At 64.0% G+C, this 13,405-nt stretch carries 11 protein-coding genes and 1 pseudogene; 8 read left to right on the top strand and 4 right to left on the bottom strand.

Translation table 11 applies throughout. The annotated features are described in order from the left end of the window. Window position 1: 1 nt before the first annotated feature. Window positions 2-1,075, bottom strand: a complete 1,074-nt coding sequence (queG, locus tag PY254_RS13950; protein ID WP_281012646.1) for a tRNA epoxyqueuosine(34) reductase QueG — start codon at window positions 1,073-1,075, stop codon at window positions 2-4. Window positions 1,076-1,114: 39 nt separating this feature from the next. On the opposite strand from queG, the gene PY254_RS13945 reads away from it, so the two are divergent. From PY254_RS13945 to PY254_RS13925, 5 genes are all read left to right on the top strand, one after another. Beyond that, window positions 1,115-2,614 (top strand): NAD(P)H-hydrate dehydratase, encoded by a 1,500-nt coding sequence (locus tag PY254_RS13945; protein WP_281012645.1) that lies wholly within the window; start codon window positions 1,115-1,117, stop codon window positions 2,612-2,614. Further along, window positions 2,607-3,083 (top strand): tRNA (adenosine(37)-N6)-threonylcarbamoyltransferase complex ATPase subunit type 1 TsaE, encoded by a 477-nt coding sequence (tsaE, locus tag PY254_RS13940; RefSeq protein ID WP_281012644.1) that lies wholly within the window; start codon window positions 2,607-2,609, stop codon window positions 3,081-3,083. Before PY254_RS13945 ends, tsaE begins: the two co-directional genes overlap by 8 nt. Window positions 3,084-3,251: 168 nt before the next feature. Continuing rightward, a complete protein-coding gene (locus tag PY254_RS13935) occupies window positions 3,252-4,769 on the top strand; it encodes an N-acetylmuramoyl-L-alanine amidase (protein WP_281012643.1) in 1,518 nt (505 codons plus the stop codon). A 42-nt stretch (window positions 4,770-4,811) separates the two neighbouring features. Then, window positions 4,812-6,623: a DNA mismatch repair endonuclease MutL gene (gene mutL / locus PY254_RS13930; RefSeq protein WP_281012642.1), complete on the top strand. Its 1,812-nt coding sequence runs from the start codon at window positions 4,812-4,814 to the stop codon at window positions 6,621-6,623. A gap of 32 nt (window positions 6,624-6,655) precedes the next feature. Beyond that, complete coding sequence (locus tag PY254_RS13925; protein ID WP_281012641.1) at window positions 6,656-7,561, top strand: DUF1684 domain-containing protein; 906 nt, start codon at window positions 6,656-6,658, stop codon at window positions 7,559-7,561. A gap of 97 nt (window positions 7,562-7,658) precedes the next feature. Here PY254_RS13925 and PY254_RS13920 read toward each other — a convergent pair whose 3' ends face one another. Then, window positions 7,659-8,441 carry an enoyl-CoA hydratase-related protein gene (locus tag PY254_RS13920; RefSeq protein WP_281012640.1) on the bottom strand — a complete coding sequence of 261 codons (783 nt, stop codon included), beginning with the start codon at window positions 8,439-8,441 and terminating at the stop codon, window positions 7,659-7,661. A gap of 153 nt (window positions 8,442-8,594) precedes the next feature. On the opposite strand from PY254_RS13920, the gene PY254_RS13915 reads away from it, so the two are divergent. The 3 genes and pseudogenes from PY254_RS13915 to PY254_RS13905 all read left to right on the top strand — a co-directional run bounded on the left by PY254_RS13915 (window position 8,595) and on the right by PY254_RS13905 (window position 10,992). Next, window positions 8,595-9,335 carry a BamJ family beta-barrel-assembly machinery protein gene (locus tag PY254_RS13915; protein WP_281015226.1) on the top strand — a complete coding sequence of 247 codons (741 nt, stop codon included), beginning with the start codon at window positions 8,595-8,597 and terminating at the stop codon, window positions 9,333-9,335. Between the two features lie 27 nt (window positions 9,336-9,362). Continuing rightward, window positions 9,363-10,144, top strand: a pseudogene (locus PY254_RS13910) (DUF1289 domain-containing protein). Further along, window positions 10,141-10,992, top strand: a complete 852-nt coding sequence (locus PY254_RS13905; protein ID WP_281012638.1) for a sulfurtransferase — start codon at window positions 10,141-10,143, stop codon at window positions 10,990-10,992. The pseudogene PY254_RS13910 and the gene PY254_RS13905 overlap by 4 nt, the downstream one beginning before the upstream one ends. A 104-nt stretch (window positions 10,993-11,096) precedes the next feature. On the opposite strand, the gene PY254_RS13900 is transcribed toward PY254_RS13905, so the two are convergent. Then, a complete protein-coding gene (locus PY254_RS13900) occupies window positions 11,097-11,855 on the bottom strand; it encodes an enoyl-CoA hydratase/isomerase family protein (protein WP_281012637.1) in 759 nt (252 codons plus the stop codon). A 19-nt stretch (window positions 11,856-11,874) separates the two neighbouring features. Continuing rightward, window positions 11,875-13,335, bottom strand: coding sequence for a DUF4139 domain-containing protein (locus PY254_RS13895; protein WP_281012636.1), 1,461 nt, complete (start codon window positions 13,333-13,335; stop codon window positions 11,875-11,877). Window positions 13,336-13,405: the final 70 nt, after the last annotated feature.

Below are 13,405 nucleotides of genomic sequence, written 5' to 3'. Positions count from 1 at the left end.
TTCAGCGGCGTTGCTTGGCCAGCGCCCACGCCACATGCTCACGCACGACCGCCGACGGATGTTCGGCGCGTGCGTTGAGTGACTCGATCACCTCCGTCGAGCCTGGCGCATTGCCCAGCGCCACCGCGATATTACGTAGCCAGCCTTCGTAGCCGGTACGGCGAATCGCCATGCCTTCGGTGCGCTTGAGGAACTCATCCTCGGTCCAGGCAAACAGTTCGACCAGCTTGGCGCCATCCAGACTGTGCCGCGGCGCGAAATCCGCTTCGGTGGTGACTTGCGCGAACTTGTTCCACGGACACACCAGCTGGCAGTCATCGCAGCCGAAGATACGGTTGCCCATCGGTGTACGCAGATCTTCCGGAATGCTGCCTTTCAGTTCGATGGTCAGATACGAAATGCAGCGCTTGGCATCCAGTTGATACGGCCCGATGATCGCCTGGGTCGGGCAAACATCGATGCAGCGCGTGCAGCTGCCGCAGTGCGCGCTGGCGGGTTCATCCACCGGCAAGGGCAGGTCGGTGTACAGCTCGCCAAGGAAGAAATACGAGCCGGCGTTACGGTTGATCAGCACCGTGTGCTTGCCGATCCAGCCCATGCCGGCGTTGCGCGCCAGCGCCTTTTCCAGCACCGGTGCAGAATCCACGTAAGCGCGGTAGCCGAAGTCACCGACGGCGGCATGGATGCGCTCGGCCAACTTCTGCAGGCGACCTCGCATCAGCTTGTGATAATCGCGCCCCAGTGCGTAGCGCGACACATAACCTGCTTCGGCGTCGTTGAGTACCGCCCAGGCGTTGGCGGTACCGGGCGGGATGTAATCCATGCGTACCGAAATGACCCGCTGCGTGCCGGGCTCCAGCTCGGCGGGCCGGGTGCGCTTGGTGCCGTGGCGCGCCATGTATTCCATTTCGCCGTGGTGGCCGTGATCCAGCCAGCTCAGTAAATGCTGCTCGTCATCGGCCAGTTGGGTACCGCTGATGCCGGTATCGGCGAAGCCCAGTTCGCGCGCCCAGCGCTTGATGTCGTGGGCAAGCGCAGCGTAGTCGGGCGTGGTGGAGGTCTCGGCATCAGGCATGCACCTATTGTAAGTGCGTCGCGCGCCTATAATTCACGCATGCCTGTCCATCCCACCAGTCGCCACCTGCATACCGTCGAACAGTTGCGGGTCATTGAGCGTGCGGCCTTGTTGGCGCTGGGTATTTCAGGCCCCGAGTTGATGCGTCGCGCGGCCAGTGCGGCGCTGAGCAGTCTGCGCCGGCACTGGCCGCAGGTGCAGCACCTGTGCATCCATTGTGGCCCGGGCAATAACGGTGGCGATGGCTTCCTGCTTGGCGTGCTGGCGCATGAGGCCGGCTTGCAGGTGGAGCTGGTGGCGTTGACGCCTGACTCCCACGGTGAAGCTGCGGCCGCGCGAACGGCGTGGGAGTCGCTCGGCAGTCGGGTGTTGTTGTGGAACGAGCAGGCGAGGTTGCCGGATGTAGATCTGCACGTGGATGCGCTGTATGGCATCGGCCTCAATCGCGCTCCCGAGGGGTTGCCCGCGCAGTTGATCGAAGCGATCAACCGCAGTGGCTGTCCGGTACTGGCGCTGGATGTGCCCAGCGGCCTGGATGCCGACAGCGGAAACAGTTTCGGCGCAGCCGTTCGTGCCGCCGTCACGGTCACCTTCATTGCCGGCAAGCGCGGACTGCATACGGGGCACGCCGCCGACCACGTGGGTGTTCTCGAACTGGCAACGCTAGGCGTGCCTGAAGCCGTCTGTGCGGCAGTGCCGGCGGATGCCTGTCTGCTGACGGTGGATTCATTGCCGCCACGCGACCGCTACGCCAACAAGGGCAACTACGGCCACGTGCTGGTGATCGGTGGTGACCACGGCATGGCGGGCGCCGTGCATCTGGCCGGCGAATCGGCGTTGCGGGCCGGTGCCGGCCTGGTCAGTGTGGCGACCCGCGCGGAGCATGTTTTCGCGCTGAATGCGGCGCGACCGGAATTGATGGCGCATGGGGTCGACGGACCGCAGGCCTTGGCTGCAAGGCTTGAAAGTGCCAGCGTGCTGGCGTTGGGTCCCGGTCTGGGCCAAGCCGCCTGGGGACACGCGCTGTGGCTGACCGCGCTGGATGCAAACAAGCCGCTGGTGCTCGATGCCGATGGCCTGAACCTGCTGGCGCGCGAACCGCGTCAGTTCAGTGCACCAACCGTGTTGACGCCCCATCCCGGTGAGGCGGGGCGATTGCTTGGAGTCACCACCCGTGCCGTTGAGCAGGATCGTTTCGCTGCCGCACGTGAGCTTGCGCGTCGGTATCACGCGGTCGTGGTCTTGAAAGGTGCGGGTAGTTTGATTGCCGATTTGGATGGACGTCTGGACGTCTGTCCGTGGGGCAATCCTGGTATGGCCACTGGTGGCATGGGTGATCTGCTCACTGGCATCGTGGCGGCGCTGTTGGCGCAGGGCTGCAGTGCGTGGCAGGCAGCCTGCATGGGCGTGGGGTTGCATGCGCGTGCGGGCGACCGCGCGGCCCGGCAGGGTGAACGAGGCCTGCTGGCGAGTGATCTGCTGGCGCCGCTGCGTATTCTGGGTAATGGCATGACGGGCTATGAGCGTGAGCATGATTGAGTCGGTAGATACCGAATTGAGCTGGCTGCTGGCCGATGAGGCCGCCACCACCCAATTGGGTGCCCAGGTGGCCGAGGCGCTCGCTGATGGGCTGGTGTTGTATCTGCATGGCCCGCTGGGCGCCGGCAAAACCAGTTTCGCCCGCGCGCTGCTGATTACCCTGGGCGTCGGCGAACGGATCAAAAGCCCCACCTACAGTCTGATCGAGGGCTATACGGCAGGGGGTCGGCCGGCCTGGCATCTGGATTTGTATCGGATTGCCGATCCCGGTGAACTGGAATGGCTGGGTCTGGACGCTCTCTCTGACCCGGCCGCCGTGGTGCTGGTGGAATGGCCGGAACGAGGTGCCGGCGCGTTGCCGCCAGCGGATGCCGAGTTGGCACTGGATTACGCCGCTGATGGACGTCGGGCCTCGCTGCGTGCGCACAGCCCGCGTGGCCTGCGCCTGCTCGATCAACTCGCCAAGTAATTATTTCCTTTGAGGAAATTCGGTGCCTGTGTTGTTCAGCAAACGATCCGTGTGGAATGCGCGAGTTGCATCCTATAACTGGATCTCACCTGATGAATGATCTGCAGGTTATGGATATTCAAGGGAAAAGTCTTGCATTGCTGGTGCGGCTGCGCTTCAATGCGGGCTATGAGCGTTTACCTGAACAAGCGGGTAGGTATTTTTGCCGTCGCAATCGCGGCGCTGCTGCCTGTGTCTGCAGTCAGCGCGGCTCAGTTGAAGAGTGCTCGAGTCTGGGCCGGTTCCGAATACACCCGGGTCGTGCTCGATGCCTCCGGCCCGCTGCAGTACACGATCAGCCAGAAAAATGGTGAGGTCGTGGTCGAATTGCCCGGCAGCCGTCCTGACCGTGATTTTTCTGACCCCGCTGCGCAAGGCCTGCTTCGTGGCCTCAGTCACTCGCGTCTGGGCCAGGGAATGCAGGTAACTGCCAAGGTTGATCCCGCCAGTCATCTGAAAAGTTTTCTGTTGAAGCCGAACGATGAAGGCAACTATCGGCTAGTGCTGGATTTTTACCCGGCAGCCACTACGGCCGAGGTCGAAAGTGACGTCGCGGCGGCCGTCGACAAAGTCTCGGCTCCGGTTGCGAAGGCGCCGGTGACTGTCACGGCGTCGGCGAAGTCAGTGCCCATCGAGTCGTACAGCAATCCCACGCACAGTCGCCGGGTCGCCGCCGAACAGGCCGCGGCCATGCTCAATGGTCAGCGTCAGGTGGTGGTCGCTATTGACGCCGGCCATGGTGGCAAGGACCCTGGTTCGCACGGTCCCGGTGGCACGCTGGAGAAAAACGTCACGTTGGCCGTGGCGCGCGCGCTGGCTGCCGAGATCAATCGCCAGCCCGGCATGAAGGCGGTATTGACCCGCGATAGCGACTACTTCATCCCGTTGGCACAGCGCTACAAAATTGCCCGCGAACACAATGCCGACCTGTTCGTATCGATTCATGCGGATGCCTTCACCAGTGGCGATGCCCAGGGCTCGTCAGTGTGGGTGTTGTCGCCGCGCGGCAAGACCAGCGAGGCCGCTCGCTGGCTGGCCGATCGTGAAAACCGCGCTGACCTGATCGGTGGCACCTCGCTGGACGACAAGGACGACAGCCTGGCCAAGGTATTGCTGGATCTGCAGCAGGGCTGGGCGATGCAGGCCAGCGATGTGGTCGCCGGCAATGTGTTGAAGGCGCTGGGAAGCCTGGGGCCGACCCATCGTGGCTATGTCGAGCGGGCCAATTTCGTGGTGCTGCGGTCGCCGGATGTGCCGTCGATCCTGGTCGAGACGGCTTTCATCAGCAACCCGGCCGAAGAGCGCAAGTTGCGCGATCCAACCCACCAGAAAAAGCTCGCCGAAGCGGTCATGGACGGCGTGAAGAATTATTTTGAATCCACTCCGCCGCAGGGCACCTGGTTTGCCGCTGAGGCCGCCCGGCGCAATGGTGTGCGGTTGGCTGGCCGCAGTGTGTCCAGCGCCGGCAAGTCGGCTGGCAAATCGACCGGCTCGTCTGCGCATGACGTGCACAAGGTCGGTCGTGGCGAGAGTCTCAGCAGCATCGCGCGCCAGTATGGCGTCAGCGTCGGTGCGCTGAAGGATGCGAACCAGATCAACAGCAACACGGTCCGTGCTGGCACCACACTGACCATCCCCGCCGGCTGATTTGGCGGCGGCATTTCGCACGTTCGCTGCTAAAGTTGGTGGATGACTGTCATTCGCCTGCTGCCCCCGGAACTCATCAACCAGATCGCCGCCGGTGAGGTCATCGAACGGCCGTCCTCGGTGGTCAAGGAACTGGTGGAGAACAGCCTCGATGCCGGCGCTACCCGCGTCGAAGTGGATATCGAAGCCGGTGGCTCGCGATTGATTCGCGTGCGCGATGATGGCGGCGGCATCCATGTGGACGAGTTGCCGTTGGCGGTGGCCTCGCACGCGACCAGCAAGATTGGCAGCTTCGACGATCTCGAGCACGTTGCCAGTATGGGTTTTCGTGGTGAGGCGCTGGCCTCGGTGTCGTCGGTGTCGCGTTTCTCGCTGACCTCACGTGCGCGCGACCAGGACACCGCGTTCCGCATTGAAGTCGACGGCGGCAAGTTGCAGGCCGCGCGTCCGGCACAGCACCCGCCGGGTACCAGCGTCGAAGTACGTGATTTGTTCTACAACGTACCGGCGCGGCGAAAATTCATGCGCGCCGAGCGCACCGAATTCGCCCATATCGACGACCTGCTGAAGTCGTTGGCACTGGCTCGCAGCTCGGTGGAATTCAGACTCAGCCACAACGGCAAGCCGGTGCGCATCTGGAAGGCGGCGCGTGATCAGCAGTCGCAACTGCAGCGCGTGGCCGAGGTGCTCGGCGATGAATTTCCATCGCAGAGTCTGCGCATTGATCATGCGGCGGCAGGCTTGCACCTGTCGGGCTGGGTCGGCTTGCCGACGGCCTCGCGCGCGCAGGCCGACTCGCAGTACTTCTACGTCAACGGGCGGCTGGTGCGTGACCGCATCGTGGCGCATGCGGTGCGCCAGGCATACGCCGACGTGTTGTTCCACGGTCGTCATGCGGTGTTCGTGTTGTATCTGGAACTGGACCCGGCCGGCGTCGACGTGAACGTGCATCCGGCCAAACATGAAGTGCGTTTTCGCGAGCAGCGACTGGTGCATGACTTCCTGTTCCGCACCTTGCACGAGACGCTGGCGCAGACGCGTGCAGGCCTGGGTACGTTGCCGGCCACGGAATCGCCGTTGGCGCCTGCCCATGTGTACGCTGCGGCACCGGCGTCGTCGTACAGCCCGTCATGGCCCAGTGCGTCCAGTCAGAGTCGACTGGGCCTGGGCACCCGCGAAGAGCCGCTGGCCGACTATGCGGCGCTACTCGGTCCAGCTTCGTTCACGCCGACCGCGGCGGCGCCGTTGCCGGAGTCGGTCGAGGGCGACGCACCGCCATTGGGCTTCGCCATCGCGCAGTTGAAGAGCATCTTCGTGTTGGCCGAAAATGCCCACGGCCTGGTGCTGGTCGACATGCATGCGGCGCACGAGCGAATCACCTACGAGAAGCTGAAGTCCGGCCGTGTGAGCAGCAATCTGCGCTCGCAGATGTTGCTGGTGCCGCTGAGCCTCGCGGTCAGCGCCAAGGAGGCTGCCGCTGCCGAGGAGCACGCCGAGGCCTTGGCTGAGTGGGGGCTGGAGCTCTCGCGCAGTGGCCCATCCACGATCGTGGTGCGGCGCATTCCGGCCTTGCTGGAAGGTGCCGATGTGGCCCAGCTCAGTCGCGACGTGTTGTCCGAGCTGGCCCAGCACGGCAGCTCGCGTCGACTGCAGGAATTCGAGAACGAATTGCTTTCCACCATGGCCTGCCATGGCTCGGTGCGCGCCGGCCGCCGGTTGACGATTCCCGAAATGAACGCGCTGCTGCGCGAGATGGAGGCGACCGAGCGCTCCGGACAATGCAATCATGGGCGGCCGACCTGGGTTCAATTGAGCCTGGCCGAGCTGGACCGACTGTTCATGCGTGGTCGCTAACGCCACGTCGAGAAACTCCGCTGGAGAAACTGATGTTCCGTCACAGCCTTCTTGTTGCCGCCGCCATTCTGGGAGTCGCTACCGTGCACGCTACTGACATCGATACCTACAAGCAAAGCATCGAGCAGTGGCATGCTGGCCGGTTGGAGCGTCTCACTGCAGCCGACGGCTGGCTCAGCCTGATCGGTCTGGAGTGGCTGAAGCGGGGCGCAAATCGTGTTGGCAGCGCTGCTGACAATGACATCGTATTGACCGCCGGGCCAGCGCATCTGGGCGTGGTCACGCTAGATGCCGATGGCAAGATCCAGATCGCCCTGAACAAGGACAGCCACGCCACCATCGATGGCAAGACGATCCAGGAAGCGGTGTTGATCGACGATGTTCATGCCGCAGCTGATGCCACGCCAACCAAGGTGGTTTTCGGCACGGCCAGCTTCTACGTGATCGATCGTGACGGTCGCAAGGGGTTGCGCGTCAAGGACAGCGAAGCGCCCTCGCGCAAGCACTTTGTCGGCATCGAGTCGTTTCCGATCGATCCCTCGTGGCGGATCGAGGCAACCTGGGTGCCGGCGCAGCCGGGCGAGACGCTGGAAATGGGTTCGGTGATCGGCACCATCGACAAGTCGCCAGTGCCGGGCAAGCTGGAGTTCACTCGCGATGGCAAGCATTTCGAGCTACTGCCAATCATCGAAGAACCCGGCGACACGCAGTACTTCATCGTGTTCGCCGATCGCACCAGTGGCAAGGAAACCTACGGCGCGGCACGCTTCCTGTATATCGACCCGCCGAAGAACGGAAAGGTGGTGCTCGATTTCAACAAGGCCTATAACCCGCCGTGCGCGTTCACCGGCTTTGCCACCTGTCCGCTGGCGCCGCCGGAAAACCGGCTGGATCTGCGGGTGACCGCCGGTGAGAAAAAGTACGCCGGCGAGCATTGAGCTGACATTTGGTAGGAGCGCACCCTGTGCGCGAAGCTCTTTGTGGCGGCGGAAAACAAAAGCATCGCGCACAGGGTGCGCTCCTACACGCCTGTGTTCAGCGCCCCTTGAATTCGGCCTTGCGCTTCTCCAGAAATGCGCTGGTCCCTTCGCGCATATCCTCGGTGGAGAACGCCAGCGCGAAGCCCTGCGTTTCGAACTCCAGGCCCTGATCGATGGCAGCCTCGCCACCTTGCAGCACGGCGTCGAGAATCCCGGCTGCGGCCAGCGGTGCGGCGGCAGCCAGCTGATCGGCCAGCGCGTTGGTGGTGTCATCGAGCGCCTCGGGCGCGACGAGGCGGGTGACGATACCCAGCTCGAACGCGCGCTGTGCGCTGATCACCGCACCGGTCAGGCAAAGTTCCAACGCCGCACCACGACCGGCCAGTCGCAGCAGGCGCTGGGTGCCGCCGAAACCGGGGATCAAGCCGAGGTTGATTTCGGGCTGGCCGAACTTCGCCTTCTCGCTGGCCACGCGCAGATGACAGGCCATCGCCAGCTCCATGCCGCCGCCCAGTGCGAAGCCCTGAATACGTGCAATCACCGGCTTGCCCAGTCGTTCGATCGAGCTCATCAGGCGCTGACCGGTGCGCGAGAAACTTTGTGCCTGCACTGGCGTATAGCCGTTCATTTCGGCGATGTCGGCGCCAGCCACAAAAGCCTTTTCGCCCGCGCCGGTCAGCACCACCACCCGCACCGCGTCATCCTGCGCGGCTTGCGCAAAGGCGATGGTCAGTTCGTTGAGCGTGTCGCGGTTCAGTGCGTTGAGCTTGTCCGGGCGGTTGACGACGATGGTGCGCACGGCACCGCGGTTGCCGATTTCCAGATTGCGATAGGCCATGAGTGGCTCCTGACTGGTACAAGCCGCCGATGGTAGCAGCGGGAACCTTTGCCGCCGTGGGCTTTCTCAAGCCACGTGTGTGGTCCGCTGCACAAAGCACGCGAACCGCTTAGGATGATTGCCTTGGATCGACGCTCGCGTCAGGACGGATCGGTGGAACAACGCATCACACATCGGCATTGCGTATTGTTCGGCATGGTGTTTTTTGCCGGTGCTGCCTGCGCGCAACAGGTGACGCCGGCGGCGGGCAAGTCGGCCCACGTCTCCGACCGGGCCAAGCTGTCGTACGCGATCGGTTACCAGATCGGCAGCCAGTTTGCTGACGGCAAGCCCGATGTCGAGATTCCCATGCTGATCAAGGCGATCGAGGATGCCTACGCGAAGCGGAGTCCGGGTGTCTCGATGCAGGACATGCACCTGCAGTTGCAGCGCCTTGACCAGCAGATGCATGCCGATGCGCTGGCCGAGTTCAAGCGGATCGCAGCAACCAATGCACGCAAGAGTGCTGCCTATCTGGCCAGCAACCGGCAACATCCGGGCGTGGTGAGCTTGCCTTCGGGCATTCAATATACGGTGTTGAGCAAGGGCGATGGCAAGGCCAGCCCGACGGTGACCAGTACGGTTACCGTGAACTATCGCGGCATGCTGATCGACGGCACCGAATTCGACAGCACCTGGGCGCACGGCGCGCCAGTCAGTTTCACCGTCGACAAGGTAATCCGCGGCTGGCAGGACGTGATACCGCGCATGCACACCGGTGATCGCTGGAGAGTCGTGATACCGCCGCAACTGGCCTATGGCGAAGCCGGCGCGTTGCCGCGCATTGGTCCGAATGAGGCCCTGGTTTTCGAAATTGAATTGCTGGCAATCAAGCCTGCTGCAGGCCAGCCATAAGGCTTGCAGTGCTAACATCGGCAGACCATGCCGAACGATCCTGCCCTGGTTGAAGACGCCCCGCTGACGCCGTGCATCGGTACTTGCCGGCTGGATGAGCGCGGCTATTGCGTGGGTTGCCAGCGCAGCGGTGAGGAGATCGGGCGCTGGCGCATGATGAGCAAGGGCGAACGCCTGCACGTGATGCAGCACGTGTTGCCCTTGCGTCGACCATCATGATTGATGGGCTGGTCGACGCGTTGTTGCCGCTGTCGTCGCCACCGGCCGGCCCGGGCTGGAACCATGCCGACATGTCGCAATTGTTGGGCACCCGCGAGCGCAAGCCGGCTGCCGTGCTGGTGGGTTTTCGCGAAGGCGTGCAGCCACGGCTCGTGCTTACCGTGCGCACCGACAATCTGCAGTCACATGCCGGACAGGTGGCATTCCCCGGTGGCCGAACGGATGCTGCCGATGGCGATGCGCTGACTACCGCCCTGCGTGAAAGCGAGGAAGAGATCGGGCTGGACCGCAAGCTGGTGACGCCGCTGGGTTATCTCGATCGCTTCGAGACCATCAGCGGCTTCTGCATCACACCGGTGGTGGCGAAAATTGACGGCAGCGCGCAGTTGTATCCGGCGCCTGGCGAAGTTTCCGAGGTTTTCGAGGTGCCGCTGGCTTTCCTGCTGGAGCCGGCCAACCTGCGGCGCTACACGATGGAGTACCGCGGCCTGCAGCGGCCGATGGTGGAATTCGTTCATGGCGGTCATCGCATCTGGGGCGCCACCGCAGCGATGCTCTACAACCTGCTTGAAAGGATGGGACGAACATGACCCTGAAGACCAGCTTGATTGAAACCACCGAACTGGCCGCGCTGCCAGCGGACGCGGTACTGATCGTCGATTGCCGTTTTGAGCTGGGCGAGCCGGCCAAGGGTGAGTGCGATTATCGTGACGGCCATATTCCGGGTGCCGTCTACGCCAGTCTGGATCGCGACTTGTCGGACCTGTCGCGCGTGGCCGAAGGTCTGGGCCGGCATCCGCTACCGCTGGAATCGGCGTTCAACACCTTGCTGTCGCGCTGGGGTTGGCAGCCCGGCATGCAGGTGGTTAGTTACGACGCGGCTGGCGGTGCGTTGGCGGCGGCACGGCTGTGGTGGCTATTGCGTCTGGCCGGCATTCCCGCTGCGGCGGTGTTGAACGGCGGCTACGCGGCGTGGCTGGCGGCGGGCCTTCCGGTCGAGTCCGGTATGCCGGCATCGCGACCGGCCAGCGAAGTGGCGCGGCATTACGATGCAAGCCAGGTATTGCTTGACCATGCGGCCGTCGCTGACGGCGCCTCCGGGCAGTTGCTCGATGCCCGTGGCGCGCCACGTTATCGCGGTGACGTGGAGCCCTTGGATCGCGTTGGCGGTCATGTGCCCGGCGCGCTGAATCGTCCGTTCGCCGACAACCTCGGCAGTGATGGTCGCTTCAAGCCGGCAGCGGTATTGCGCGATGAATTCACGGCGGTGCTGCGCGGCACGCCACCGACGCAAGTGATCCACAGTTGTGGTTCCGGTGTCACCGCGTGCCACAACCTGCTGGCCATGGAATATGCGGGCCTGCACGGTTCGCGTCTGTATGCGCCGTCGTGGAGTGGTTGGGTCAGCGACCCGACACGACCTGTCGCGAAAGGCTGATCCGACTCCCGTAGGAGCCCGCGGGCGGGCGATGCGGTTGCTCTGAATGCACCATGGACGACCAGAACAACAGCATCGCCCGCGAGCGGGTTCCTGCGCGTAAGTTATTTCTTGCTCTTCAGCTTCGCGACCAGCTGCTGCAGTACGGCCTGCGTCTCCGGATGAAAGAACGCATCGACGAATTCGTCCAGCGGAAGCGCGTCCAGATCGGCGTAGGGCGCAGCCAGGTCGGCACGGGCCAGACGGCGGGTGGTCAACATGGCATGCGACGGCAGTGCCAGCAACTCGCTGAGCCAGTGAATGGCACGCGTGGTGACCTGATCGACACCGGTCAGCTCGTCGACGAAGCCACAGGCCAGCGCCTGCTCTGACTCGATCATGGCGCCGGCCACCAGCAGGCGTTCCGCGCGATACGTGCCGACCACACGACGCAGCGCCAGCTGGATCGCCTCCGGCACGATCAGCCCGACTTGCACTTCATTGAGGCCGATCCGGAACGGGCCGGAAGCCATCACCCGGTAATCGCAGAACAACGCCAGCACGGCGCCGCCGGCAGGACTGTGGCCGGTAATGGCCGCCACCAGCGGAATCGGTGAGCGCGCCAGCGTGGCGCACAGCGCGAAGAATTCGCGCCAGTACTCGCGCACGCCGGCCCGATCACAGGCGAGCAGGGCGGGCACGTCCACGCCGGCGGAGAACAGACCCTGTGCGCCGGAAAGCACGATGCCGCGTGCGTCATCGAGCACAGCGGCCTCGATGGCGCCGCGCAACCCGCGCACCAGTTCCAGATCCAGTGCGTTGACTGGCGGGCGGGCGAGCTGGATCTCGCGGATCGCATGGGCGTGATTGATCAGATTGAGCATGGAAGACTCCGGTCAATGATTACTGCGGTTGTTCGTCGGCGGTCCACTGGTAGCGCACCGCATAGTCCAGCACGGCCTTGCCGTTGGCAGGCACTTCGACGCGGAACTCCAATGTGTCCGGGTTCTGCTGGCTGGGCTTGCTGGTGGACGATACCAGTACCCACTGGCGCCAGCGGCCGGGATGTTCGCGTACGGTCACGGTACGCGCGCTGTCGCCGGCATTGCTGAGGTTGATGCGGAAGGCTTCATCCATCGTGCGGCCGGCCTTGTCGACGTTGAACGCGGTGCGCTCGCGTTCGGCACGCAGGTCGAACGCCGTGCCCAGGGTGATCGTGGCATCGCTACCCTTGGGCGTGTCGTCGATGCGGCCTTCGCCAATGAATTGCGGGATGCCGTTGCGGTCGGCGGTGAGTACGCGCAGGTAGCCGGCCGGCAGGCTGTCGAAGGCCTTCAGTGCCAGTGTGCTGGTAACCGTGTTGCCGCCATCCTGGTTGAAATCTCGGTTCACGATTGGGCGCGGTGGTTGATAGCTGCCTCCGTTTTCGTACAACGCGGTGCGCGTGCAATCCAGTGTGCGGCTGGCATAGAGCGGCACCTGACTGACACTGCCGTCGGGGAGTTCGACCGTGCCGGGCAGGGTGAAACTGCGATAGTCGCCGAGGCTGTCCTGCTGCGGCAGACTTTCCTTTGCGCTGAAGCCGCGGGCCATTGCCATCATCGGTTGCGGCGCGGCAGGCTTGGCCATGTTCGGCTCGCCTGCGATCAGGGTGACCTGCGCATCGTGCCAGTCGCGACCGCTGCGATTGGCAATGCTGGCGCGTGATTCGAACTGCACGCGGCAAGCTGTGCCGGGCTGCAAGGTGGCCACATAGGCGGCCCGCCAACCCAGGCCCGAGGTGGGATAGCTGAGCACGGTGCGCGCGTCACCGGCGCGTGCCGCGTCGACACGCAGGCGCAGGCTGGAACCGAGCGGGAAGTCGCCGCCGGCGCTGCGTACGCCAGCGTAATTGCGCACCAGGGTGGTGCCGGTGACTCCCGTGGTATCGCGCACCAGCAGGCTGTCACCGGCGCGCAGCAAGATGCCCTGGGCCAGGGTTTCGCCGTTGCTGCCCAGCACCGTGATCTGGCGACCGACCATTCCGCTCAGTGCCGCGCCAGCGCCCTGGGCCAGCAACAGACGCTGCGAGATCAGCTTGGCCTGGCCGTCGGGAAAGCCCAGTGCCAGTGCTTCGGCATCCAGCGCGTTCGGCAAGTCGCCGACCACCACGTCGTGTATTCCGGCGGTGAGCGGCAGTGACCGTTGTTCACGTACCACCGCATAGCCGTCATTCGTGCTGCCGGTGTCGCTGCTGGCGTACAGCGCCGCGCTGTCACTGCGATAAATGGTCAGTGAGCTGGTACTGGCAGCGTTCGCCGTCGCGCTGCCGAAAAGGGCGGTGAGACAGGCAAGTGCAAGCATCGAGCGGTGTGCATTCTGCATCGGACGCATTCCATTGGGGGCCGGAGCACCATCATAACGAGGGCGTGTGAACGGCATGCGTCCGCTGCTG

Origin of the sequence: Rhodanobacter sp. AS-Z3 (assembly GCF_029224025.1) — a bacterium.
GTDB lineage: Bacteria > Pseudomonadota > Gammaproteobacteria > Xanthomonadales > Rhodanobacteraceae > Rhodanobacter.
This window is presented reverse-complemented; position numbering and strand designations above follow the sequence as displayed.

What these genes read in the sequence shown, in the direction of transcription:
- queG (WP_281012646.1), bottom strand. Translation starts at nt 1,075, where the DNA reads ATGCCTGATGCCGAGACCTCCACCACGCCCGACTACGCTGCGCTTGCC.
- PY254_RS13945 (WP_281012645.1), top strand. Translation starts at nt 1,115, where the DNA reads ATGCCTGTCCATCCCACCAGTCGCCACCTGCATACCGTCGAACAGTTG.
- tsaE (WP_281012644.1), top strand. Translation starts at nt 2,607, where the DNA reads ATGATTGAGTCGGTAGATACCGAATTGAGCTGGCTGCTGGCCGATGAG.
- PY254_RS13935 (WP_281012643.1), top strand. Translation starts at nt 3,252, where the DNA reads ATGAGCGTTTACCTGAACAAGCGGGTAGGTATTTTTGCCGTCGCAATC.
- mutL (WP_281012642.1), top strand. Translation starts at nt 4,812, where the DNA reads ATGACTGTCATTCGCCTGCTGCCCCCGGAACTCATCAACCAGATCGCC.
- PY254_RS13925 (WP_281012641.1), top strand. Translation starts at nt 6,656, where the DNA reads ATGTTCCGTCACAGCCTTCTTGTTGCCGCCGCCATTCTGGGAGTCGCT.
- PY254_RS13920 (WP_281012640.1), bottom strand. Translation starts at nt 8,441, where the DNA reads ATGGCCTATCGCAATCTGGAAATCGGCAACCGCGGTGCCGTGCGCACC.
- PY254_RS13905 (WP_281012638.1), top strand. Translation starts at nt 10,141, where the DNA reads ATGACCCTGAAGACCAGCTTGATTGAAACCACCGAACTGGCCGCGCTG.
- PY254_RS13900 (WP_281012637.1), bottom strand. Translation starts at nt 11,855, where the DNA reads ATGCTCAATCTGATCAATCACGCCCATGCGATCCGCGAGATCCAGCTC.
- PY254_RS13895 (WP_281012636.1), bottom strand. Translation starts at nt 13,335, where the DNA reads ATGCAGAATGCACACCGCTCGATGCTTGCACTTGCCTGTCTCACCGCC.